This is a genomic window from Falsiroseomonas tokyonensis, assembly GCF_019024325.1.
In the GTDB taxonomy this organism is placed as follows: domain Bacteria; phylum Pseudomonadota; class Alphaproteobacteria; order Acetobacterales; family Acetobacteraceae; genus Falsiroseomonas; species Falsiroseomonas tokyonensis.
Genome location: NZ_JAFNJS010000013.1, coordinates 43,788 through 64,102 on the forward strand (window position 1 = coordinate 43,788; position 20,315 = coordinate 64,102).

24 protein-coding genes and 1 pseudogene are annotated in these 20,315 nt (G+C 70.3%); 14 read left to right on the plus strand and 11 right to left on the minus strand.

Translation table 11 applies throughout. From position 1 onward, the window contains the following. Positions 1–2 precede the first annotated feature (2 nt). The gene (locus J3S20_RS27310; protein ID WP_216840096.1) at positions 3–998 is read right to left on the minus strand and encodes a TAXI family TRAP transporter solute-binding subunit; all 996 of its coding nucleotides are present in this window, start codon (positions 996–998) and stop codon (positions 3–5) included. A gap of 103 nt (positions 999–1,101) precedes the next feature. Continuing rightward, positions 1,102–1,404 (minus strand): hypothetical protein, encoded by a 303-nt coding sequence (locus J3S20_RS27315; protein ID WP_216840097.1) that lies wholly within the window; start codon positions 1,402–1,404, stop codon positions 1,102–1,104. Between the two features lie 223 nt (positions 1,405–1,627). Between J3S20_RS27315 and J3S20_RS27320 the strand changes: the two genes are divergently transcribed. The 3 genes from J3S20_RS27320 to J3S20_RS27330 are packed head-to-tail and all read left to right on the plus strand — an operon-like array spanning position 1,628 to position 6,027. Beyond that, positions 1,628–3,226, plus strand: a complete 1,599-nt coding sequence (locus tag J3S20_RS27320) for an ABC transporter substrate-binding protein (protein WP_216840098.1) — start codon at positions 1,628–1,630, stop codon at positions 3,224–3,226. A gap of 51 nt (positions 3,227–3,277) precedes the next feature. Next, positions 3,278–4,252: a Bug family tripartite tricarboxylate transporter substrate binding protein gene (locus tag J3S20_RS27325; protein WP_216840099.1), complete on the plus strand. Its 975-nt coding sequence runs from the start codon at positions 3,278–3,280 to the stop codon at positions 4,250–4,252. A gap of 53 nt (positions 4,253–4,305) precedes the next feature. Then, positions 4,306–6,027, plus strand: a complete 1,722-nt coding sequence (locus tag J3S20_RS27330) for an ABC transporter ATP-binding protein (RefSeq protein WP_216840100.1) — start codon at positions 4,306–4,308, stop codon at positions 6,025–6,027. On the opposite strand, the gene J3S20_RS27335 is transcribed toward J3S20_RS27330, so the two are convergent. The 4 genes from J3S20_RS27335 to J3S20_RS27350 form a co-directional block, all read right to left on the minus strand. Next, on the minus strand, positions 6,024–6,287 hold the full coding sequence (locus J3S20_RS27335) for a hypothetical protein (protein ID WP_216840101.1): 264 nt from the start codon (positions 6,285–6,287) through the stop codon (positions 6,024–6,026). The two genes, J3S20_RS27330 and J3S20_RS27335, sit on opposite strands and share 4 nt — an antisense overlap. Before the next feature lie 59 nt (positions 6,288–6,346). Next, entirely contained in the window at positions 6,347–6,763 is a 417-nt protein-coding gene (locus J3S20_RS27340) for a hypothetical protein (protein WP_216840102.1), read from the minus strand. 57 nt (positions 6,764–6,820) lie between these two features. Continuing rightward, on the minus strand, positions 6,821–7,708 hold the full coding sequence (gene pdxY / locus J3S20_RS27345; RefSeq protein WP_456305713.1) for a pyridoxal kinase PdxY: 888 nt from the start codon (positions 7,706–7,708) through the stop codon (positions 6,821–6,823). A 73-nt stretch (positions 7,709–7,781) separates the two neighbouring features. Then, positions 7,782–8,438: a cation transporter gene (locus J3S20_RS27350; RefSeq protein ID WP_216840103.1), complete on the minus strand. Its 657-nt coding sequence runs from the start codon at positions 8,436–8,438 to the stop codon at positions 7,782–7,784. A gap of 247 nt (positions 8,439–8,685) precedes the next feature. On the opposite strand from J3S20_RS27350, the gene rpmE reads away from it, so the two are divergent. Then, positions 8,686–8,916 (plus strand): 50S ribosomal protein L31, encoded by a 231-nt coding sequence (gene rpmE / locus J3S20_RS27355; RefSeq protein WP_216840147.1) that lies wholly within the window; start codon positions 8,686–8,688, stop codon positions 8,914–8,916. A 228-nt stretch (positions 8,917–9,144) separates the two neighbouring features. Further along, positions 9,145–9,627, plus strand: a complete 483-nt coding sequence (locus tag J3S20_RS27360; RefSeq protein ID WP_216840104.1) for an Hsp20 family protein — start codon at positions 9,145–9,147, stop codon at positions 9,625–9,627. A gap of 59 nt (positions 9,628–9,686) precedes the next feature. Here the strand turns inward: J3S20_RS27360 and J3S20_RS27365 are convergent, their stop codons facing one another. Then, positions 9,687–9,884: a DUF1192 domain-containing protein gene (locus J3S20_RS27365; protein WP_216840105.1), complete on the minus strand. Its 198-nt coding sequence runs from the start codon at positions 9,882–9,884 to the stop codon at positions 9,687–9,689. 136 nt (positions 9,885–10,020) lie between these two features. On the opposite strand from J3S20_RS27365, the gene J3S20_RS27370 reads away from it, so the two are divergent. Then, positions 10,021–10,590, plus strand: coding sequence for a cell cycle transcriptional regulator TrcR (locus J3S20_RS27370; RefSeq protein ID WP_216840106.1), 570 nt, complete (start codon positions 10,021–10,023; stop codon positions 10,588–10,590). A gap of 99 nt (positions 10,591–10,689) precedes the next feature. Here J3S20_RS27370 and J3S20_RS27375 read toward each other — a convergent pair whose 3' ends face one another. Further along, positions 10,690–10,860 (minus strand): YdcH family protein, encoded by a 171-nt coding sequence (locus J3S20_RS27375; protein WP_216840107.1) that lies wholly within the window; start codon positions 10,858–10,860, stop codon positions 10,690–10,692. Positions 10,861–11,076: 216 nt separating this feature from the next. Between J3S20_RS27375 and J3S20_RS27380 the strand changes: the two genes are divergently transcribed. The 6 genes from J3S20_RS27380 (at position 11,077) to J3S20_RS27405 (ending at position 15,924) form a co-directional block, all read left to right on the plus strand. After that, a complete protein-coding gene (locus tag J3S20_RS27380) occupies positions 11,077–11,277 on the plus strand; it encodes a YdcH family protein (protein ID WP_216840108.1) in 201 nt (66 codons plus the stop codon). Positions 11,278–11,312: 35 nt separating this feature from the next. Continuing rightward, entirely contained in the window at positions 11,313–11,810 is a 498-nt protein-coding gene (purE, locus tag J3S20_RS27385; protein WP_216840109.1) for a 5-(carboxyamino)imidazole ribonucleotide mutase, read from the plus strand. Between the two features lie 5 nt (positions 11,811–11,815). Next, on the plus strand, positions 11,816–12,928 hold the full coding sequence (locus tag J3S20_RS27390; RefSeq protein ID WP_216840148.1) for a 5-(carboxyamino)imidazole ribonucleotide synthase: 1,113 nt from the start codon (positions 11,816–11,818) through the stop codon (positions 12,926–12,928). A gap of 180 nt (positions 12,929–13,108) precedes the next feature. Continuing rightward, a complete protein-coding gene (locus J3S20_RS27395) occupies positions 13,109–14,197 on the plus strand; it encodes an OmpA family protein (RefSeq protein WP_216840110.1) in 1,089 nt (362 codons plus the stop codon). A 106-nt stretch (positions 14,198–14,303) separates the two neighbouring features. After that, on the plus strand, positions 14,304–14,912 hold the full coding sequence (locus tag J3S20_RS27400; RefSeq protein WP_216840111.1) for a glutathione S-transferase family protein: 609 nt from the start codon (positions 14,304–14,306) through the stop codon (positions 14,910–14,912). Positions 14,913–15,171: 259 nt separating this feature from the next. Beyond that, positions 15,172–15,924, plus strand: a complete 753-nt coding sequence (locus J3S20_RS27405) for a DUF1194 domain-containing protein (RefSeq protein ID WP_216840112.1) — start codon at positions 15,172–15,174, stop codon at positions 15,922–15,924. 39 nt (positions 15,925–15,963) lie between these two features. On the opposite strand, the pseudogene J3S20_RS31010 reads toward J3S20_RS27405, so the two are convergent. Next, positions 15,964–16,353 (minus strand): annotated as a pseudogene (locus J3S20_RS31010) (DUF3072 domain-containing protein). A 53-nt stretch (positions 16,354–16,406) separates the two neighbouring features. On the opposite strand from J3S20_RS31010, the gene J3S20_RS27415 reads away from it, so the two are divergent. Next, on the plus strand, positions 16,407–16,766 hold the full coding sequence (locus J3S20_RS27415; RefSeq protein ID WP_216840113.1) for a hypothetical protein: 360 nt from the start codon (positions 16,407–16,409) through the stop codon (positions 16,764–16,766). A 9-nt stretch (positions 16,767–16,775) separates the two neighbouring features. Here the strand turns inward: J3S20_RS27415 and recQ are convergent, their stop codons facing one another. Together recQ and J3S20_RS27425 are read right to left on the minus strand one after the other, a co-directional pair. Next, positions 16,776–18,629 (minus strand): DNA helicase RecQ, encoded by a 1,854-nt coding sequence (gene recQ, locus J3S20_RS27420; RefSeq protein WP_246603340.1) that lies wholly within the window; start codon positions 18,627–18,629, stop codon positions 16,776–16,778. A 76-nt stretch (positions 18,630–18,705) separates the two neighbouring features. Next, entirely contained in the window at positions 18,706–19,110 is a 405-nt protein-coding gene (locus tag J3S20_RS27425) for an OmpA family protein (RefSeq protein ID WP_216840114.1), read from the minus strand. A gap of 198 nt (positions 19,111–19,308) precedes the next feature. Between J3S20_RS27425 and J3S20_RS27430 the strand changes: the two genes are divergently transcribed. Continuing rightward, the gene (locus J3S20_RS27430; RefSeq protein ID WP_216840115.1) at positions 19,309–20,313 is read left to right on the plus strand and encodes a hypothetical protein; all 1,005 of its coding nucleotides are present in this window, start codon (positions 19,309–19,311) and stop codon (positions 20,311–20,313) included. Positions 20,314–20,315 lie beyond the last annotated feature (2 nt).

A 20,315-nucleotide genomic window follows, 5' to 3' on the forward strand; every position in this document is an offset into this window, starting at 1 on the left:
GATCAGCCCGGCATCACGCCGGCTTCGCGGAAGGCGCGCGCGGCGCCGGGGTGCAGCGGCACGCCATTGTACTTCCAGGCCACCGCCGGGTCGAAGGCGCCCATGCTGGCGTGGATCTGCGTCAGCCGGGAGCCGCGGTTCTTGATGAGGGTCCTGGTGATGCCATAGGCCACCTCATCCGGCAGCGTCTCATGCGCCAGGATGACGCTGTCCATGGTCGTCACCTTCAGGTCGCTGCTCTGCAGCTGCGGGTAGGTCGCGGCCGGCAGCACGCCCTCGGCATAGGCATAGGTGTCGATCAGGTGCTTGCGGACATCGTCCGGGAAGCCGACGAGCTGGGAGGCGCGGCGGCCCTGGCCGATCTCGGTCAGGATCGCGGCGGGCTTGGCCAGCGCGGCATAGAGGTAGTCCACCTGGCCATCGGCATAGGCCGCGCCGATATCGGCGTAGCTGCCGTTCAGGTAGCGGCCGCCTTCGCTGCGGATCCTGTCCGGGCTGGTGCCGAGGAAGCGAAGGATGCGCTGCAGCGTCATCTCGTCGGTGGAGGAGCGCTGCGGGCAGGCGATCTTCAGGCCGCGCTGCGTCAGGATCTCCCGCATCCCCTCCGGCCCGCTGCCCACGGCGCGGACCAGGTTGTGCTCGGTGGGGCTGTAGCCGGACCCCAGGCTGCGCAGCCGCTCATGCTTGGCGTTGTAGGGCTCCTCCCCCCGCGCGGCGGCGGCGGTGAAGGCATCGATGCCCCAGCCGAGCTGCGACTGGCCGTTGTTCACCCGGGTGGAATTGGCCAGGCCGCCGCCGGGTACGACGCGGATACGGATATTCGGGTTTTCCTCCCCGATCAGGGAGGACAGGCCGGCGGCCATGGTGTACCAGCCGCCGCCGACCGAGCCCGCGACCCATTCGAAGGTCGACTGCGCCTGGGCGGTCCGGATGGCCGGCGCCGAAAGGGCGGCGGCACCGAGCAACAGCGCGCTGCGGCGCGGAATCATGATGGCCATCGAGGGCCTCCCCGTTTGTCTGCGGGGGGATCATGCGCGACGCTTCACCCGGCTTGCAACCGGGTCGGCATCGGCTTCCCGGCGCCCGGCGGCGGCCGGCTGCTCAGCCCTGCGGCAGGTAGGGCCTGGCCGCCTGCATCGCCGGCACGCAGCGGGGCGCGGCCTCGGCCAGCACCGCATCCGGGCTGGTGGTGCCGATCCAGGTGGCCAGCCCAGTCCGGATCGCCCACCAGGGGTCCTCCGTCGCGCGCTGCAGCAGGACGGGGGCGGCAGAGGCGCCGCAGGCCGCGACCTGCGCGACCACGGCGGGCGGAGCATTGGCCTCCGCCAGGCGGGACTGCACCTCCGCGGTCAGCGGGTTCACCAGGAAGGCCATCACCAGCCAGGCGATCAGCTCGCCGATCATGCGCCAGGCCCGGCAAGGCAGGGGGGAAACATCGGCAAAACCCTCCGCAGAAGACAATCCGACATCGCGCGGCGTCGCCAGAGGGGCGCAGCCGCGCCAGAGGGGCCCGGATCGACGCCGATCTGGCCCTGGCGCGGGCCGGCTTCAAGCCCGTGCAGCAGCAGTTGCGTCGCAGGCGCAGCCTCCGCATGCTGCGGGAAAATCCCCCCTGCCGGAGAGAAAGATGCATCGCCGCAGCCTGCTGACCGGATTGGCCGCCGCAACCCTGCCCCTGCCCCTGGCCCGCCTGTCCGCCCCGGCGCTGGCCCAGGGGGCGGCCGCGCATACGCTGCGCTTCATCCCGCAGGCCGATGTGACCACGCTCGACCCGCTGAACACCACCAGCTACGGCGTGCGCAACCACGGCCATATGTGCTGGGACACGCTGTACGGGCCCGACACCAGCTTCGTCATGCGGCCCCAGCTGGCGGAAGGCCATGTGGTGGAGGATGACGGGCTGCGCTGGGTCTTCACCCTGCGGGCCGGGACGAAGTTCCACGACGGCACGCCGATCCGGGCCCAGGATGCCGTGGCCTCCATCGCCCGCTGGTCTGCGCGCGACACGCTGGGCCAGACCCTGCGCGCCCGGACGGAGGCGATGACGGCGCTGGACGACCGCCGCTTCGAGATCCGCCTGAAGCAGAAATTCGGTCCCATGCTGGAGGCTTTGGGCAAGCCTTCCTCCTACCCCTGCTTCATCTTCCCGGAACGCTTCGCGACGGTGGACCCGACCACCCCCTTCACCGAGGTGGTGGGCAGCGGCCCCTATCGCTTCGTGGCGAGCGAGCGGCTGTCCGGCGCCCGCGTGGTCTATCAGCGCTTCGCCGACTACGTCCCGAACCCGAACCCGCCCAGCCTGCTCGGCGGCGCGAAGATCGCGCATTTCGAGCGGGTGGAATTCAACATCATCACCGATGCCGGCACCGCCGCCGCCGCCATCCAGTCCGGCGAGATCGACTGGTACGAGCAGGTGGCGCCGGACCTGCGCCCGCTGCTGGCGCGCAACCGGGACATCACGGTGGAGCGGGTGGATTTCGGCGGGCTGATGGCGCATCTGCGCTTCAACCACCTGCATGCGCCCTTCGACGATGTGCGGGTGCGCCGCGCCCTGCTGCATTCGATCAACCAGGCGGATTTCATGACCTCGATCATGGGCACGGATCGCGCCCTGTGGTCGGACGGCATGGGCGTCTTCCCGCGCTCCTCGCCGCTGGTGAATGACGAGGGCCTCTCCGCTCTCACCGGCCCGCGCAGCTTCGACCGCGCCCGCGCGGCGCTGCGGGAGGCCGGCTACGCCAACCAGCCGGTAACGGTGCTGCACCCGACCGACGTGGTGAACAACAACACGCTGACCACGGTGCTGACCGATACGCTGAAGCGGTCCGGCCTGAATGCCGAAAGCGCCACCAGCGACTGGGGCACGGTGTTGCAGCGCCGCGGCCGGATGACCCCGCCGAGCGAGGGCGGCTGGAATGCGCTGATCGTGCTCTTCGGCGGCGTTGACCTCGGCAATCCGGGCGTGCATCCGCTGCTGCGCGCCAATGGCCGCCGGGCCTGGTTCGGCTGGCCCACCAGCCCGGCGCTGGAGGCGCTGCGCGACGAATGGCTGGAGGCGCCGGACCTCGACGCCCAGAAGGGCATCGCCCGCCGGCTGCAGGCGCAGTTCTGGCAGGACCTGCCCTACATCCCCCTCGGCCAGTATTTCGTGGATAGCGCCTGGCGGAAGAGCATTTCGACGCCGCAGAAGGGGATGGCGCTGCCGATCAACGTGCGGCGCGTCTGATGGCGTGATCGTTGCATGGGCGAGGCGTTCAACCTCGGAGGCCGCCCGCCCATGCTCGCCCGTCGCTCGCTCCTCGCCGGTCTCGCCGCCAACCTGGCCGCGCCATCCCTGGCCAGCGCCCAGGGCTGGTCGCCGGACCGGCCGATCCGCCTGCTGATCGGCTTCCCGCCCGGCGGCGCCTCCGATGCCGCGCTGCGCATCATCCAGCCCAGGCTTGCGGCACGGCTCGGCCAATCGGTGGTCATCGAGAACCGCACCGGCGCCGGCGGCAACCTGGCGGCGGAGGCCGCGGCGCGGGCGGCGCCGGATGGCACGACGCTGGTCTCCGCCAATATCGGCACGCTGGCGGTGAACCCCGCTTTGCTGAAGACCATGCCCTTCGACCCGATCGCGGACCTCGCCCCGCTGTCGATGCTGTTCAACGCCACCAATGTGCTGGTGGTGCCGGCCGCAAAACCCTTCCGCAGCGCGGCGGATATTTTGGGCGCGGCGAAGGCACGGCCGGAGACGCTGACCTATGGCACCGGCGGCGTCGGCTCCCCCGGCCATCTCTGCGGCATCTTGCTGGACAGCATCGCGGGGGTGAAGACGGTGGCCGTGCCCTATCGTGGCGGCGGGCCGCAGATGCTGGGGCTGGTGGCGGGCGAGCACGACTTCTCCTTCTCCCCCATCGGCACGGTGCTGACCCATGTGGCCGCCGGCACCATCCGGGCGCTGGCGGTCGCCACCCGCACCCGCGCGCCGGAACTGCCGGAGGTGCCAACCATGATCGAGGCGGGGTTGGCGGATTTCGAGGTGCTGAACTGGGACGGCGTGCTGGTGCCGAAGGCGACGCCGGCCGCCATCCGCACCCGCCTCGGCGATACGCTGCGGGCGGTGCTGGCGGATCCGGAGGTGGTGGTGGAATTCGGCCGCCGCGGCCTGACCCCGCGCCCGACCAGCGAGGCCGATTTCGCCGCCCAGCTCGCCGCCGACAGCACCAATTGGCAGCGCCTGATCCGCGCCGCCGGCATCGAGCCGAGCTGACCGGCCAGCTGAGACCTTTGCAGCCGGCGCATGGGGTGGTGTATCGCCGCTCCATGCTCCGACAATTCCTTCGCTTCTACCGCCCGCATCTGCGCCTGGTGGTGATCGCCTTCGGCTGCGCCGCGCTGTCCGGCGTGCTGGAGCTCGGCTTTCCGATGGCGGTGCGCGCCTTCATCGACCATCTGCTGCCGCAGCAGGAGATGGGCATCATCGGCCTGGCGGTCGCCGCGCTGCTCGCGGTCTATCTGCTGAATGCGGGGCTGATGGCGGTGGTCACCTATTGGGGCCATGTGCTCGGCATCGCCATCGAGACGGAGCTGCGCGCGCGCGCCTTCGACCAGCTGATGCGCCTGTCCTTCCGCTTCTACGACAACCAGAAGACCGGCCACCTGGTCGGCCGCGTCACCAAGAACCTGGAGGATATCGGAGAGGTCGCGCATCACGGGCCGGAGGATCTGCTGGTCGCCGTGCTGACCTTCGCCGGCGCCTTCGCGCTGATGCTGCTGGTCAGCCCCACGCTGGCCCTGCTGACCGCCGTGATCGTGCCGCTGGTGGGCTGGGTCGTCGCGCATTACGGCGGGCGGATGACGCTGAACTGGCAGGCCCAGTTCGGCCGCGTCGGCGCCTTCAATGCGCGCATCGAGGAAGCCGTCGGCGGCATCCGCGTGGTCAAGGCCTTCGCCAACGAGGCGCATGAGCGGAAGCTGTTCGCCGCCGACAATGCGAACTACCAGCGCACGAAGCTGGAGGCCTATCGCATCATGGCCGTCAGCATGACGCTGAATTACCTCGGCATGCGGCTGGTGCAGCTGGTGGTGATGTTGGCGGGTGCCGCGCTGATCGTGGCGGGCAGCCTGTCCATCGGCGATTTCGTCGCCTTCCTGCTGCTGGTGAATGTCTTCTACCGCCCGCTGGAGAAGATCAACGCGGTGATCGAGACCTATCCGCGCGGCCTGGCCGGCTTCCGCAGCTTTCTCGAGCTGATGGCGACCGAGCCCGATATCGCCGATGCGCCGGATGCCGTGCCGGCGCCCGCGCTGCGGGGCGCCGTGCGCTTCGAGGGCGTGACCTTCGGCTATGCACCCGGCCGCCCGGTGCTGCGCGACCTGTCGCTGGCGGTGGCGCCGGGGGAGACCATCGCGCTGGTCGGGCCGTCTGGGGCCGGCAAGACCACCATCTGCTCCCTGCTGCCGCGCTTCTACGATGTGCAGGCCGGGCGCATCACCATCGATGGCATCGACATCCGCCGGATGACGCTCGCCTCGCTGCGCGGGCAGATCGGGCTGGTGCAGCAGGATGTCTTTCTGTTCGCCGGCAGCATCCGCCAGAACATCGCCTATGGCCGCCTGGATGCGACCGAGGCCGAGATCCGCGACGCCGCCCGCCGCGCCCGGCTGGATGCGCTGATCGCGGACCTGCCGGAGGGGCTGGACACGCTGATCGGCGAGCGCGGCGTGAAGCTCTCGGGCGGGCAGAAGCAGCGCCTGGCCATCGCCCGCATCTTCCTGATGAACCCGCCCATCCTGATCCTGGACGAGGCGACCAGCGCCCTGGATACGGAGACCGAGCGCGCCATCCAGCAGGCCCTGTCCGAACTGGCCCAGGGCCGCACCACCCTGGTAATCGCGCACCGCCTGGCCACCATCCGCGACGCCGACCGCATCCTGGTGGTGACGGAGCAGGGCATCGCGGAGCAGGGCTCGCATCAGGAATTGCTGGCGGCCAACGGCCCCTATCGCCGGCTGCACGAGGCGCAGTTCGCGGAGGCGTCCTAGGTCCAGCCGGAGCGGCGCTCGCAGGCTTCGCGCGCACGGGGATTGGCACGCTCCCATTGGGTGATGGAGCGGGTCTCATTGCTCGACATGCGGTCGTTCATGCAGCTGCAATAGCTGCGCACCACGCTCTGCGGCACGCGCGCGTCGCGGTTGTCGCGCAGGCACTGGTTGATCCAGCGCCGGTCATCGGCAGAGGACGAGCCGGCGGTCGCGGAGCAGCCCGCGCACAGCGCGACGGCCAAGAGAAGAGCGAACTTCACGGCGCGGTTCCAATCTGGAACCGCAACCGTTGCATGGGGGCTGCGGGCCGTCCAGCGGGTCAGCGCAGGCGCCGCCGCTCCTCCTCGATCCGGCGCTGCTGTTCCTCCAGCTGGCGCTGCTGCTCAGCAAGCTGGCGATCGCGCTCGCGCAGATTGTGTTGGCGGTCGTCCCCGCCGCGGCGGCGCTCCTCGTCCCGCACCATGCGTTCACGCTCCCGCACCCGGCCGCGCTCATAGGCCTCGCGCTCCCGCTCCCGCGCCTCGCGATCGCGTTCGCGGGCCTCGCGCTCCCTCTCCCAATGTTCGCGGCGGCCTTCGTCCTCGCGTCGGCGGGACTCGTTCGGATCGCCCTGGAGCTGGCGCAGCACCTCGCCGAGGGGTCCCAGGTCCTGCGCCGGCGCCGGCGTGACGAAGGCGCAGCCGGCAATCAGGGCGGCACCCAGGCAGGCGTGGCGAAGGGTGCGGAGGTCATGCATGGCGGCGGCTCTCCCGGTTGTGGAAGATCAACGCGCCAAGGACGCCCTTCGTTGCGCTCAGCAGGCCTCGGCGCGGAAGACGCGGGAGGGGGTGACGAATTCCTCCTGCGCCGCGACCGTCAGGATCTCCCGCGACCCGGCCTCCGCCGTGCGCCGCAGCAGCCCGTAGATGGAAGAGGCGGCGGCCGAGAGCGCAACGGAAGGCTCGCCCCAGCGCAGACGGTGGAACAGGAACAGCGCCGCGATCGCATCCCCCGCGCCATTGACCGAGATGGGCAGCAGCGGCGTGCGGATGCGGAAGAAGCGCCCGCCCTCCCCCACCAGCAGGTCCATGGCCTCGGCCGGCGTATCCTCGACGCGCAGCGAGGTCACCAGCACGCAGCGCGGCCCCTGGGCCTGCAGCGCGGCGATGGCCGCCTTGGCGCTGCCGAGGCCGGTGATGGTGTGGCCCGTCAGCCATTCCAGCTCGAACTGATTGGGTGTCAGGATATCGGCGGCCGGCACGGCGCGGTCGCGCATGAATTCCGGGATGCCGGGTCGGACGAAGATGCCGCGCCCGATATCGCCGATCACCGGGTCGCAGCAATACATGGCCGCCGGATTGGCCGCCTTCACCTTCGCCACCGCCGAGAGGATCGCGGCGCCGGTGCCGGGGTCGCCCATATAGCCCGACAGCACCGCATCGCAGCGTTCCAGCGCGCCGCGCTCGGCGATGCCGAGAACCAGCTCCTCGATCAGCTCGCTCGGAAAAACCTGGCCGCGCCAGGCGCCATAGCCGGTGTGGTTGGAGAACTGCACCGTGTTCAGCGCCCAGACCTCCGCCCCCAGCCTCTGCAGCGGGAAGACGGCGGAGGCATTGCCGACATGGCCGTAGGCGACCCAGGACTGGATCGAGAGGATGTTCAGCGGCCGGCCGGCATCGGCAGGCGAGACGGCCTGGTTCATGACTTTCCCCGAAGGCGCATGCGATCATCCCCTGGCAACTGCGCGCCGAGGGTCCATCAAACGGGGCCTGGCCTCAATGGGCATGGCCCGCATGGTCGCCATGCACGCCGGCAGCGGAGCGGGCGCCGCGCAGCTCCGCCAGGGCGGTGCGGGCGGTCAGGAAGCTGGTCTGCAGGAACAGCGCCGACATCACCGCGGCCACCGCCAGGTCCGGCCAGCGGGTGCCGGTGCCGAAGACGCCCGCGGCCGCGGCCAGCACCAGCAGATTGCCGAAGGCGTCGTTGCGGCTGCAAAGCCAGACGGACCGGATATTCGCATCGCCGTCCCGCCACTTCCACAGCAGCAGGACGGAGAGCAGGTTGGCCGCGAAGGCGGCGATGGCGATGGAGCCCATGGTGATGGCTTCCGGCACCCCGCCGCCCAGCGTCCGCCAGACCGCCGCGCCCAGCACCCAGGCCGCGACCAGGCCGAGCGAAGCCGCTTTCATCAGCGCCGCCCGCGCCCGCGTCGCCGCGGCCATGCCGATGACGGCCAGCGAAAGCCCGTAGGTCGCGGCATCCATGGCGAAGTCGAGACTGTCCGCCTGCAGGGCCAGCGAGCCGGAAATGGCGCCGGCGATGAATTCGAAGAAAAACATCCCGCCGTTCAGCAGGATGATGATCCAGAGCACGCGCCGGAAGGCGGGATCCTGGCCCGTGAAGACGTGGGTGTGGCAACCGTCATGGGGCATGCGGGATTTCTGGTATTTCGGCCGTGACTTCGCAAGATTGAATCACGTCATGGTCTTATTTGGTTACAAGGTAGCGCGCAGCAACATTATAACCTTCTTGTCTTGTGCGCGACTTAAGAAGGCCGCCGCACCTTCCCGCCCCGGCCGCGGCCGGCGCAGGTTGCACCGGCGCAGGGCCTCCTCTATAGCCCGCTTTCCCGCGCCTGCCGGTCGCTGTCGGCGGGCCCATATGCGCGAGCACAATGCGATGAAGCCCGATATCCACCCCGAGTATCACACCATCAACGTCATCATGACGGATGGCACGACCTTCACGACCCGGTCCTGCTACGGGCAGGAAGGCGACACCATGCGCCTCGACATCGACCCGAAGTCGCACCCGGCCTGGACCGGCCAACAGCGCGTGATGGACACGGGCGGCCAGATCGCCAAGTTCAACAAGAAGTTCGCCGGCCTGGGCATCCGCAAGCCGGCCTGATCCGGCGCGGGTTCGGCTGTTCGGAAAGGCGCGCTCCCGGTCCCCGGGGGCGCGCCTTTCTGCATGGGCGCCCCCTCTTGAAGCGCGGCGGGCCGCTGACCAATTCCTGCGCTGCCGACGGTGCCCGATCGGGGCCGAAGGCGCGGTGACCGGAGAGCCGCCCGTTCGCGGGGGCATAGTTCCGGTGGACCGCGGCACAACCGACCTTGCTATCGCAGGAGGTCTTCCGTGAACGCTTTCGACTTCTCCCCCCTGTTCCGCTCCGCCATCGGCTTCGACCGCATGGCCCGCCTGGTGGAAAACGCCCGCGCGGCGGCCGAGGGGCCCAGCTACCCGCCCTACAACATCGAGAAGACCGGTGAGGACAGCTACGTCCTGACCATGGCCGTCGCCGGCTTCGGCCCCGACGACATCGAGGTGACGGCGCATGACAACACCCTGACCGTCGCCGGCAAGGCCGCGCCGGCCGCTACGGGCCAGGACAATGGCCGCGTGCTGTACCGCGGCATCGCCGGCCGCGCCTTCGAGCGTCGCTTCGTCCTCGCCGACCATATCGTCATCGAGGGTGCGCAGCTCGAGCATGGCCTGCTGCATGTCGCGCTGAAGCGGCAGGTGCCGGAGGCGCTGAAGCCGCGCCGGATCGAGATCCAGGCCCCCCGCCCGACGCAGCGGGTGCTGGAGAACGAGGCGCCGCAGGCCCAGGCCGCCTGACGGCGGAGGCTCGGTGAAGGGGCCGGCGGAGCGATCCGCCGGCCTTTCTAGTAGCGGCCTCAGCCCAGTGGCGGGACCTTGAAGAACAGGTCCGCCGCCGCCCGTCCGGCCTGGCGCTTGCCGATCTCGGCCTCGGCGCGGGCGATCTCCGACCGCAGTTCCTCGATATAGGCGCGCAGCTCGTCCACATCCCAGCGATCCATCACCGGCCGCTCGAAGCGCCCCTTGGGCTTCGGCGTCTCCTCCTCCAGGAACATCGCAATCCCCTTTCATCCTGCCGCGAGGCTTTGACCCGGCCTCCACCGCTCTCTATATCCGATGGAACGAGGCGCGGACGCCCCGGCGGAGCGGTTGCTGCCCGGGTCGCGGGCCGAACCACCAAAGGGTCCCATCATGAAGACGCCCCTGATGCCGAAGGCCACCGCCGTGTGGCTGATCGAGAAGACGTCCCTCTCCTTCGAGCAGATCGCCGATTTCGTGGGGATGCACCCGCTGGAAGTCCAGGCCATTGCCGATGGCGAGGTGGCGCAAGGCATCGTCGGCTACGACCCCGTGGCAAACGACCAGCTGACGCGGGAGGAGATCGTCCGCTGCGAGGCCGACCCGGCCGCCCGGCTGGTGCTGACCGAACGCTCCACCCCGCTGCCCAAGCAGCGCAGCAAGGGCGCGCGCTATATCCCGGTGGCCAAGCGCACGGAACGTCCGGATGCCATCGCCTGGCTGCTGCGCAACTACCCGCAGCTGTCGGACCCGCAGATCGTGAAGCTGCTGGCGACCACCAAGGAAACCATCGCCAAGGTGCGGGACAAGACGCATCCGAATACGCCGAACATCAAGCCGCGGGACCCGGTGACGCTGGGCCTCTGCACGCAAACGGCGCTGAACGAGGCGGTGGGAACGGCGAATGAGCGCCATGGCGGGCCGGTGCCCGCGCCGCTGCCGATGGACGACGCGGCCGCCTGATCGGCGGAGGTGGGACCCGGCCAGGCCTTCGGGCCGCCGGGCCCCGCGGCCTTTCCGGCCGCTGATACGGGCGGGTGCAGACCCCCCGCCCCGGCGCCCTCAGTGGCGCAGCTTCAGCTTTTCCATCTCTTCCTTGAGGCGCAGTTTTTCGCGCTTCAGGCGCATCAGTGCCAGGTCGTCGGGGCGGGGACGTCCCCCCTCCTCCGCGATTCGCGTCTCGAGCGTCGCGTGCCGCGCCTCAAGGGTGCGGATACGGGCAGCCTCGGCCATGCGCAATCATCCTTGTCCGTTGCCTTGCGGGGCAGCGGCGGCACGATCCACGCCGGGGGCGGGCGCCGCAGGGAGATACAGGCGGCATAACCGGCCCCGGGCGCGCAACCGTCCCTTCTGCGCCCGCACTTGGCATGTTATGCCGCTGCGCGGCGCTTTCCAGCGCCAAGTTTGAGACACCCCACTGCAACATTGGCAACTGAACATTGGGGGCCCATGCAGGCCGACCGCGATAGCCTCCTCCGCCGGCTGCACGAGCTGCGCAGCGAGCACCGGGACCTCGACACCGTGATCGCCCGGCTGGACGAGGCCGGGACGGATGCCTTGCAGCTGCAGCGCCTGAAGAAGCGCAAGCTCAAGCTGAAGGACGAGATCGCCTGGCTGGAAAGCCAGCTGGTCCCCGACATCATCGCCTGAGCCGTTTACCCTTACCGCAAGACGCCGAGGCACCGATGACCGAACAGACCGCCGCGCCACCCCGCGTGGGCGTCATCATGGGCAGCACCTCGGACTGGGAGACGATGCGCCATGCATCGGAGGTCCTGGGCAAGCTGGGTGTGGCCCATGAGACACGGGTGGTCTCCGCGCACCGCACGCCGACGCGCATGTACGACTACGCCCAGGCAGCCGCCGGGCGCGGGCTGAAGGTGCTGATCGCCGGCGCCGGCGGGGCGGCCGCCCTGCCCGGCATGGTCGCCTCCCTCACCGTCCTGCCGGTGCTGGGCGTGCCGGTGGAAAGCCATGCGCTGAAGGGCATGGATAGCCTGATGTCGATCGTGCAGATGCCGGGCGGCATCCCGGTCGGCACGCTGGCCATCGGCAAGGCCGGCGCCATCAACGCCGGGCTGCTGGCGGCCGCCATCCTGGCGCTGGAGGACCCGGCGCTCGCCGCGCGGCTGGCCGAATTCCGGCAGGCGCAGACGGATGCCGTGGCGGAGGCGCCGGTTTGACCGCCATGCTCCCGCCCGGCTCCACCATCGGCATCCTGGGCGGCGGCCAGCTCGGCCGCATGTCGGCCCTCGCCGCCGCGGCGCTCGGCTATCGCTGCCACATCTATGCGCCGGAGGATAACAGCCCCGGCATGCAGGTGGCGGCCGCCCGTACCGTCGCGCCCTACACCGATGCCGCGGCGCTGGCCCGCTTCGCCGCGGCGGTTGATGTGGTGACCTTCGAATTCGAGAATGTGCCGGCCGCCACGCTGGACGCGCTGGCGCCCCTGGTGCCCTGCCGCCCCGGCGTCGCCGCGCTGCGCATCGGCCAGGACCGCATCGCCGAGAAGCGCTTCTTCGAACAGGCCGGCATCCCGGTGGGCCCCTGGCGCGCGGTGCATAGCCTGGAGGATCTGCAGGCCGGCATCGCCGAACTCGGCCTGCCGGCGGTGCTGAAGACCACCCGCATGGGCTATGACGGCCGCGGCCAGGCCGTGCTGCGGCGGCCGGAGGAAGCGGCGGAGGCCTTCGAACGCCTCGCCCCGCATCCGCTGATCCTGGAGGCCTTCATCCCCTTCGCGAAGGAGGTCTCGGCCATCGCAGCACGGGGCGTGGACGGCACCGTGGTGACTTTCGACGCGGTGGAGAACCGCCATGCCCACCACATCCTGGACCTGACCTTCGCCCCGGCGCTGGTCGCCGAGTCGGTCGCCCACCAGGCCCGCGCGCATGTCGCCGCCCTGGCCACGGCGCTGGAGCTGGTGGGCGTGCTGGCGCTGGAGATGTTCCTGCTGCCAGACGGCACACTGCTGGCCAATGAAATGGCGCCGCGGCCGCACAATTCCGGCCATTGGACCATGGATGCCTGCCGGCACGGGCAGTTCGAGCTGCATATGCGCGCGGTGGCCGGACTGCCCCTGCCGGAACCGGGCCGGCACGCCGATTCGGTGATGAAGAACCTGGTCGGGCCGGAGAGCTTTGCCGCCTGGCCGCGCCTGGCCGCGGCGCCCGATGTTGCGCTGCACCTCTATGGGAAGGCGGAGGCGCGCCCGGGCCGGAAACTGGGCCATGCGACGCGGCTTTTGCCGTGCGGGACGCTTGCAAATACGTCCGAACCGGACCTGCTCGCGCCCCTGTGACCAATTTGCCATGGGGGACTGTGGCTTGATTATCACAGCGCGGCGATTGTGCTGCATGGCCGATGGTTAAGCGCGAAAACCGGTGTAGATAACCCTCATGCATCTGGTGCGGTGGCATGAACCGCGACGGTGAATTGGCCGAGCCACCCGGTGCCGCGTTTGTTCGAGAGGAGAAAATCAATGAGCCTGAGGAAAATTCTTCTGGCCGCGACGGTGCTGGCGATGCCTGTGGCCGCAAACGCGCAGCCGATCAGCGGCCTGTACATCGGCGGTGGCGCGGGTGTGAACCTGCGTCAGGAATCCGACATCACCCTGTCGCCGAGCATGGCCAGCACGGTCGGCGCGTCGCGTACCGGTACCGCCGAGTTCAACTACGGCTTCGTCGGCGTGCTCAGCCTGGGCTACGGCTTCGGTAACGGCGTCCGCGCCGAGATCGAGGGCTCCTACCGCACCAATGACGTGGACGATGTCTCCGGCATGGGCGTGCCGCGCAACGGCCGCTCGCTCGGCCGCGCCGTGACCTATGGCGTGATGGCCAATGCCCTGTATGACTTCGACCTGGGCCCGGGCAGCTTCTTCACCCCCTATGTCGGCGTCGGCGCCGGCTACCAGTGGGTGGACAACGACATCCGTGGCGGCGTGAACAGCGGCGCGACCGTGCGCATCGACGGCACCGACGGCAGCTTCGCCTACCAGGCGATCGTCGGCGCGGCCTTCCCGATCGCGCAGGTGCCGGGCCTGGCCATCACCGCCGAGTACCGCTTCCTCGGCACGCTGGACAACGAGGTTGACGCCCGTCGCGACAACTCCGGCCGCGGCACCGCGGAGATGGACAACTACAACCACAGCCTGCTGCTCGGCCTGCGCTACGCCTTCGGCGTGACGCCGCCGCCGCCGGTCGTGGCCCCGGCCGCCCCGCCGGCCGCCGCCCCGGCCGTCGCCCGCACCTACCTGGTGTTCTTCGACTTCGACCGCGCCGACCTGACGGACCGTGCCCGCCAGATCATCGCGGAAGCCGCGACGAACAGCCAGCGCGTCGGCACGACCCGCATCGAGGTCTCCGGCCACGCCGACCGCTCCGGCACGCCGCAGTACAACCAGCGCCTGTCCGAGCGCCGCGCCGCCGCCGTGGCGGCCGAGCTCGAGCGCCGTGGCGTGGCCCGCTCCGCCATGACCATCCAGGCCTTCGGCGAGAGCCGCCCGCTGGTTCCGACCGCCGACGGCGTGCGCGAGCCGCAGAACCGCCGCGTCGAGATCGTCCTGCGCTGATCGCAGGCTTCTCGCCGGAATTGGGGAAGGGGGCGCCGCGAGGCGCCCCCTTTTCTTTTGCGCAGGTCCCTTCCCTTTTGCGCGGCCGACTGGGAATTTGCCGGCCATGATCCTCATCGGCCGCAACCTCTCCCCCTTCGTCCGCCGCACGGCGGCCGCCCTCAACCTGCTCGGCCTGCGCTACACGCAGCGGCCCTTCAGCACGGTCGACAACGCCACCGAGATCCGCAGCTTCAACCCGTTGGGCCGCGTGCCGGCCCTGGTCATGGAGGATGGCGAGGTGCTGGTCGACAGCGCCGCCATCCTCGATGCGCTGGATGACCTGGCGGGGCCTGACCGCGCCCTGGTGCCCCGCGGCGGCGCGGCGCGGCGGGCGGTGCTGCGCGCCAATGCGCTGGCCACCGGCGCCACGGAGAAGGTGGTGGCCGCCTATTATGAATCGCGCCGGCCGGAGGCGCTGCGCTGGGCCGACAACCTGGCCAAGCAGATCGGGCAGGCCCAGGCCGGCTTCGCCGCCCTGGACCAGCTGGCGGAATCGGGCGGCTGGCTCTGCGGCGAAGCGCCGACGCTGGCCGACCTGACGGCGGTGGCCAGGCTCGATTTCGCCGATGTGGTGCTGCCCGACCTCGCGGCCGAACGATTCCCCGCCCTCTCCGCCCTGCGCGACCGCGCCAATGCGCTGGAGGCGATCGGCAGCACCCGCTGGCAGGCGTAGACGCGTCGCGAGCACCGTCCCGGAAGGCTCTGAGACGCGGGCAGAAACCGCGCTCACCCTGCACTGCAGCAGGCAATCCTTGTTAGGATTGCCTTAGAAGATGGCAACTCAAAAAAAACTGCCCTGATCCAGGCAATTCTGGCGACCAACCGCCTGATTTTAAGGATTTCTTATGTTGCGGTGCAGCATAATGCGCCCTACCTAGCCCGCGGGAGCATTCGCGCAGGCACGGCCACCAGGCTGAATAGGAGCGCGTGCCATGCGGATCGGATCCTTCACCCGCCGTGGACTCATCACCGGGGCCCTCGCGACCCCCTGCATCCTCCGCCCCCTCGCGGCCCGCGCTCAGGAGCCGGTCGATATCGAGCTGGTGCTGGCCGTCGATGTCAGCCGCTCGGTGGACGAGCAGGAGCAGGAGCTGCAGTTCAAGGGCTACGCCGCCGCCTTCCGCGATCCCCGGCTGATCGAGGGCATCGCCGGCGGCCCGCTGGGGCAGATCGCCGTCACCCTCTTCACCTGGTCCGACTGGCATATCCAGGAACTGCTGGTGCCCTGGACCCGCATCGATGGCGCCGCCAGCGCCGAGGGCCTGGCTCAGGCGCTGGATGCGGCACCGCGCCGCACCTGGCTCTACACCTCCATCTCCGGCGCCATGGACTATGCCGCCGGACTCTTCGGCCAGGGCTATGAGGGCACGCGGAAGGTGGTGGACATCTCCGGCGACGGCATCAGCAATTCCGGCCGCCCCGTGGCCGATGCACGGGCCGATGCGCTGGCCAAGGGCATCGTGATGAACGGCCTCGCCGTGATCGACCGCTCGCCGCAGCCCTGGGCGGCCGGGATGCCGCCGCTGGATGACTACTACCGGGACGAGGTGATCGGCGGCCCCGGCGCCTTCCTGATGGTGGCCGAGGGCTTCGAGGCCTTCGAGACGGCGGTGAAGCGGAAGATCATCCGCGAGATCGCCTCCGCCCCGCCACCCGGCCCGCTGGTCGAACGCGCCTATGCCTGAGCCCCGCGGCGGCCGGACCACCGGCCGCCGCACCGCGCATCAGGCCTTGCCGCGGCCGGTCTTGGCCTGCAGCTCATCGATGCGCATGGAAGCCTGCGCCTTGGAGAGCGAGGGATCGAAGTCCTCCTTCGCCTCCTCGCTCAGCGTCTTCAGTTAGGACGCCTGAGCGCCGGTCATCGCCTCGTCACCCGTGGTCCAGTCGGACGGATCCTTGATGGTATTGGAGCCTGGATCGGGCGCCGTCTTCGGATTCTCCTCCTCCGCCGCGGCCTGGTTGGAGGTCTGGTTGCGATCGGCCATGCTGGTCTCTCCCTTACGAGTTGCCAGAACGTTCACGTCGCGCCGAAGGTTTCGTGGGGCCCGCGCGCAGGAAAGCGGCGGTCCGGCATGAAGTGCCACATTTCGACCCCGAAACGCCCTTCGCAACATCAACTTTCCCAGCGCAGACTGCGGCGTTGCAAAAACCTGAGGGGAACCGCCCGATGCGCCGCCTTCTGCTCGCCAGCCTCGTTGCGACGTGCCTTGCCTCCGCGGCCCAGGCGCAGGGCCGCCAGGACTTCGCCATGGTCAACCGCACCGGCTACCAGATCGACGAGGTCTATATCGGCCCGTCCAGCAGCCCGAATTGGGGCCGCGACATCCTGGGCCAGAACGTGCTGGCCAATGGCCGGACCTTCAACGTGACCTTCTCCGGCGGTTCCAGCGAATGCCTCTGGGACATCAAGGTGGTCTATGCGGATCGCGACCAGTCGGAGCTGCGCCAGGTGAATCTGTGCCGCGTCAGCACCATCACCATGTTCTGGGACCGGCAGCGCAACGGCACCCGCTTCGTGGCGGAATAGCCAGGCGGGTCAGATCGCCGCCAGAACGCGCAGCACGGCCTCGCCATAGCGATCCAGCTTGGTGCGGCCGACGCCGGCGATCTCGCCCAGCTGGTCCAGGCTGCGCGGCCGCTGCGCGGCGATCTCGGCCAGGGTGCGGTCCTGGAAGATCACATAGGCGGGCACGGACTGCGCCTGCGCCTCGCCGCGGCGCCAGTCGCGCAGCGCCTCGAAGACCGCATCGCCGACCGGGGCCACGCTGCCGCCGGCGCTGCGGGCGTTGCGGGCGGGCGCGGCGGAGGCCTGCACCAGCTCCTCCCGCAGCATGACCTTCTCCTCGCCCTTCAGAATCGGCTTCGCGGCGTCCGTCGGCACCAGCTCCCCGTGGTTTTCCACCGCCACATCGAGTACCCCGCGCGCCACCAGCTGGCGCGCCACGCCGCGCCAGGCGGATTCGGAAAAATCCTTGCCGACGCCGAAGGTCGGCAGCTGGTCATGGGCGAATTGCGCAACCTTGTCCGTCAGCTTGCCGCGCAGCACGTCCACCACATGCGCGACGCCGAAGCGCCGCCCGGTGCGCAGCACGGCGGAGAGCATCTTCTGGGCCGCGACAGTGCCGTCGAAGAGTCGCGGCGGCGCGCGGCAGACATCGCAGTTCCCGCAGGGCGGCGGCTCGGGCTCCCCGAAGCAGCGCAGCAGGATCTGGCGGCGGCAGGTGGCGGCCTCGGCGATCGCCACCATGGCGTCCAGCCGTTGCCGTTCGATGCGTTTCTGCTCCGACGCCGCCGGGCTTTCCTCGATCCGGTGGCGGCCGAGCGCGATATCGCCGGCGCCATAGAGCAGCAGCGCGCGGGCCGGCAGCCCGTCGCGGCCGGCGCGGCCGATCTCCTGGTACCAGCTCTCCGGCGATTTCGGCAGATCCAGGTGGACCACCCAGCGGACATCGGGCCGGTCGATGCCCATGCCAAAGGCGATGGTCGCGCACATCACGACACTGTCACCGCGGGCGAAGCGGCGATGCGCGTCGCGCTTGGCCTCCGATTCCATGCCGGCATGGAAGGCCAGCGCGTCGTGCCCCTCCCCGCGCAGCCATTCGGCGGTCTGGTCGGTCTTGTTGCGGGTGCCGCAATAGACGATGCCGGCGCCGCCCTTGCCGGCTTCTTCCCGAAGGAAGGCGCGCAGCTGGGATCGCTCCGCCTCCCGCGGCGCGGCCTCGATGCGGATATTGGGGCGGTCGAAGCCGCCGCGGAACACCGGATCCTCGGCCAGGCCCAGCTGGCGGCGGATGTCCTCCACCGTGCGCGGATCGGCGGTGGCCGTCAGCGCCAGGCGCGGCACGCGGGAAAACCGTTCGGCGAGCACGCCGAGGCCGCGGTATTCCGGCCGGAAGTGGTGCCCCCATTGGGAGACGCAATGCGCCTCGTCCACCGCGAAGAGCGCGACAGGCAGCGTCTCCAGCCGGGACAGCATGCCCTCCAGCGCCAGGCGCTCCGGCGAGACGTAGAGCAGCTTCAGGTCGCCATTGTGCAGGTCGCGCAGCACGGTGCGCGATTCGCCCTCCGGCAGGTCCGAATGCAGCGCGGCCGCCGCCACGCCCTGCTGGCGAAGGGCTGCGACCTGGTCCTCCATCAGCGCGATCAGCGGCGAGACCACGATGCCGACGCCCGGCCGGCACAGCGCCGGCACCTGGAAGCACAGCGACTTGCCGCCGCCGGTCGGCATCAGCACCAGGCCGGAGCCGCCGCCGGCGACATGGCGCACCACCTCCTCCTGCCGCCCGCGGAAACCGGGGTGGCCAAAGACGCGGCTCAGCACATCGAGCGGGTCGGTGCAGTCCTCGGGGTGGTCCGGCATCGCGGCGGGGAATCGGCCGTCATCGGGCATGGCCCTGTCTGCCACTTCTGGCCCGCGGCGCCCAGGGCAGAGCGGCGATGGGGCAGGTTGCCCTGCCCCATCGGCGTCACGGATAGCCGATGATGACCTCGACCCGGCGGCTCTCGATCGGCACCGAATCGAAGGGCACGGGGCCGCGGCCGACCACCTGGATGCGGCTGGCGGCGACGCCACGCTTGATCAGCTCATCCGCCACCTGCTGCGCGCGGCGCTGGGACAGTTCCCGGTTGAAGGCGGCGCCGCCGGCCGGGCCGGCATAGCCGCGCACCTGGACCGGCACCTGCGGATGGCGGCGTGCCAGGCGGGCGGCATCGGCCAGCACGGCCTGCGCCGGCTCGTCGAGATCGACGCTGTCCACTTCGAAGAAGACCACGCGGGGCGGCTGGCCCACAAGTTCCCGCGGGTCCGCGGCACAGGCCGCCAGGATGACGGCCGGAAGCAGCCCGGCCAGGGCAAAGGCGCGGCGACGCATGCAAGACTCCAGGATTGATTTGTCCATAGGTCGCGCGCCGGAGCCCTTGGCGTCAATGATTGCTCGCGCGGCGCGCGAAGGGGCCGCGCGCGCGGCGCGCAAAGAGGCTCGCTCGCGCGGCGCACGAAGGGGATTGCTCACGCGAGTGCGAAGGGCGCCGGTCAGCCGGCGTTAACCGCCGTGCCGCATCCTGCCGCCGTGCCCCTTTCCGAAGCCTCCCTGACGAGCCTGCCGGACCCGCGCGGCTTCGATCCGGTGCGCTTTCCCGGCACCGCGGAAGGCGAGACCTGGCCGCCGCCCAACTTCGACTTCCAGGCGAGCTGGCTGCGCGAGCCGGGCATGGCCTTCGAGCGCGATCCCTCCGGCGGTATCGGCCTGGTGCGGCCCTATGCGCATATGCGGATGCTGGCCGACCTGGAGAATGCGCATCTGCTGCTGGATATCGCCCCAGGCACGCATGACTTCCGTCTGCTGCGCCTGGTGCCGGCGGCGCTGCGCTGCGTGGAGCGGATCCGCCCCGGCGATCCCGTGCCGGGGCCCCTGCTGGACGAGGATCCCGAGCCGGTGGCGGAGCATCACCTCTATGCCGCCACCTCGGAGCTCGTCGCCCGCCTCGCCTTGACCGCGGGCGAGGAGGGCGAGGCGCTGGCCGAGGCGATGCGCCGCACCCCGCCCGGCCCCTCCATGTTCGAAGCGGCGATCGCCCATTGCATCACCAAGGGCGGCTTTCCCATGGCCACCATGGCGCCGCTCGGCCGGCGGTTGCAGCTGCTGGCCAATGCGCATGCCCGCGTGCTGGCCGCCGCCGCCAGCCAGCCGGATTACGAGGCGATGGAGCGCATGGTGCGGCGGACGCGCGATGCACTGGGCAATGACCGCCGCTGGGCCGGGGACCTGCTGACCCGCGCGATGGAGGGGCTGCTGCCCATCATCGGCCGGCCGCGCCGCACCAGCGCCGCCCTGCTGGCCGGCGCCGAGGCCGCCATGCGCCGCCCGCTGCCGCTGGAGGCGCCGACCCGGCTGATCCGCGAACAGCTGGTGCTGCGGGACCAGCTGCTGGATCTCTCGGTCTTCTGGCACCGGCTGGCCGCCGCCTGGCTGGCGGTGGACCCCGATACGACCGACCGGCGGGAGATCGAGGCTTTGGCGCGCAATGCGCTGCGCCGTCTGGCGCTGGAGCCGCTGTATCGCCTGCCGGGATAGCG

What these genes read in the sequence shown, in the direction of transcription:
- J3S20_RS27320 (WP_216840098.1), top strand. Translation starts at nt 1,628, where the DNA reads ATGCATCGCCGCAGCCTGCTGACCGGATTGGCCGCCGCAACCCTGCCC.
- J3S20_RS27370 (WP_216840106.1), top strand. Translation starts at nt 10,021, where the DNA reads ATGAAGACGCCCCTGATGCCGAAGGCCACCGCCGTGTGGCTGATCGAG.
- J3S20_RS27365 (WP_216840105.1), bottom strand. Translation starts at nt 9,884, where the DNA reads ATGTTCCTGGAGGAGGAGACGCCGAAGCCCAAGGGGCGCTTCGAGCGG.
- J3S20_RS27310 (WP_216840096.1), bottom strand. Translation starts at nt 998, where the DNA reads ATGGCCATCATGATTCCGCGCCGCAGCGCGCTGTTGCTCGGTGCCGCC.
- recQ (WP_246603340.1), bottom strand. Translation starts at nt 18,629, where the DNA reads ATGCCCGATGACGGCCGATTCCCCGCCGCGATGCCGGACCACCCCGAG.
- J3S20_RS27395 (WP_216840110.1), top strand. Translation starts at nt 13,109, where the DNA reads ATGAGCCTGAGGAAAATTCTTCTGGCCGCGACGGTGCTGGCGATGCCT.
- J3S20_RS27425 (WP_216840114.1), bottom strand. Translation starts at nt 19,110, where the DNA reads ATGCGTCGCCGCGCCTTTGCCCTGGCCGGGCTGCTTCCGGCCGTCATC.
- J3S20_RS27340 (WP_216840102.1), bottom strand. Translation starts at nt 6,763, where the DNA reads ATGCATGACCTCCGCACCCTTCGCCACGCCTGCCTGGGTGCCGCCCTG.
- J3S20_RS27380 (WP_216840108.1), top strand. Translation starts at nt 11,077, where the DNA reads ATGCAGGCCGACCGCGATAGCCTCCTCCGCCGGCTGCACGAGCTGCGC.
- J3S20_RS27400 (WP_216840111.1), top strand. Translation starts at nt 14,304, where the DNA reads ATGATCCTCATCGGCCGCAACCTCTCCCCCTTCGTCCGCCGCACGGCG.
- pdxY (WP_456305713.1), bottom strand. Translation starts at nt 7,708, where the DNA reads ATGAACCAGGCCGTCTCGCCTGCCGATGCCGGCCGGCCGCTGAACATC.
- rpmE (WP_216840147.1), top strand. Translation starts at nt 8,686, where the DNA reads ATGAAGCCCGATATCCACCCCGAGTATCACACCATCAACGTCATCATG.
- J3S20_RS27330 (WP_216840100.1), top strand. Translation starts at nt 4,306, where the DNA reads ATGCTCCGACAATTCCTTCGCTTCTACCGCCCGCATCTGCGCCTGGTG.
- J3S20_RS27325 (WP_216840099.1), top strand. Translation starts at nt 3,278, where the DNA reads ATGCTCGCCCGTCGCTCGCTCCTCGCCGGTCTCGCCGCCAACCTGGCC.
- J3S20_RS27415 (WP_216840113.1), top strand. Translation starts at nt 16,407, where the DNA reads ATGCGCCGCCTTCTGCTCGCCAGCCTCGTTGCGACGTGCCTTGCCTCC.
- J3S20_RS27390 (WP_216840148.1), top strand. Translation starts at nt 11,816, where the DNA reads ATGCTCCCGCCCGGCTCCACCATCGGCATCCTGGGCGGCGGCCAGCTC.
- J3S20_RS27315 (WP_216840097.1), bottom strand. Translation starts at nt 1,404, where the DNA reads ATGATCGGCGAGCTGATCGCCTGGCTGGTGATGGCCTTCCTGGTGAAC.
- J3S20_RS27375 (WP_216840107.1), bottom strand. Translation starts at nt 10,860, where the DNA reads ATGGCCGAGGCTGCCCGTATCCGCACCCTTGAGGCGCGGCACGCGACG.
- J3S20_RS27405 (WP_216840112.1), top strand. Translation starts at nt 15,172, where the DNA reads ATGCGGATCGGATCCTTCACCCGCCGTGGACTCATCACCGGGGCCCTC.
- J3S20_RS27350 (WP_216840103.1), bottom strand. Translation starts at nt 8,438, where the DNA reads ATGCCCCATGACGGTTGCCACACCCACGTCTTCACGGGCCAGGATCCC.
- purE (WP_216840109.1), top strand. Translation starts at nt 11,313, where the DNA reads ATGACCGAACAGACCGCCGCGCCACCCCGCGTGGGCGTCATCATGGGC.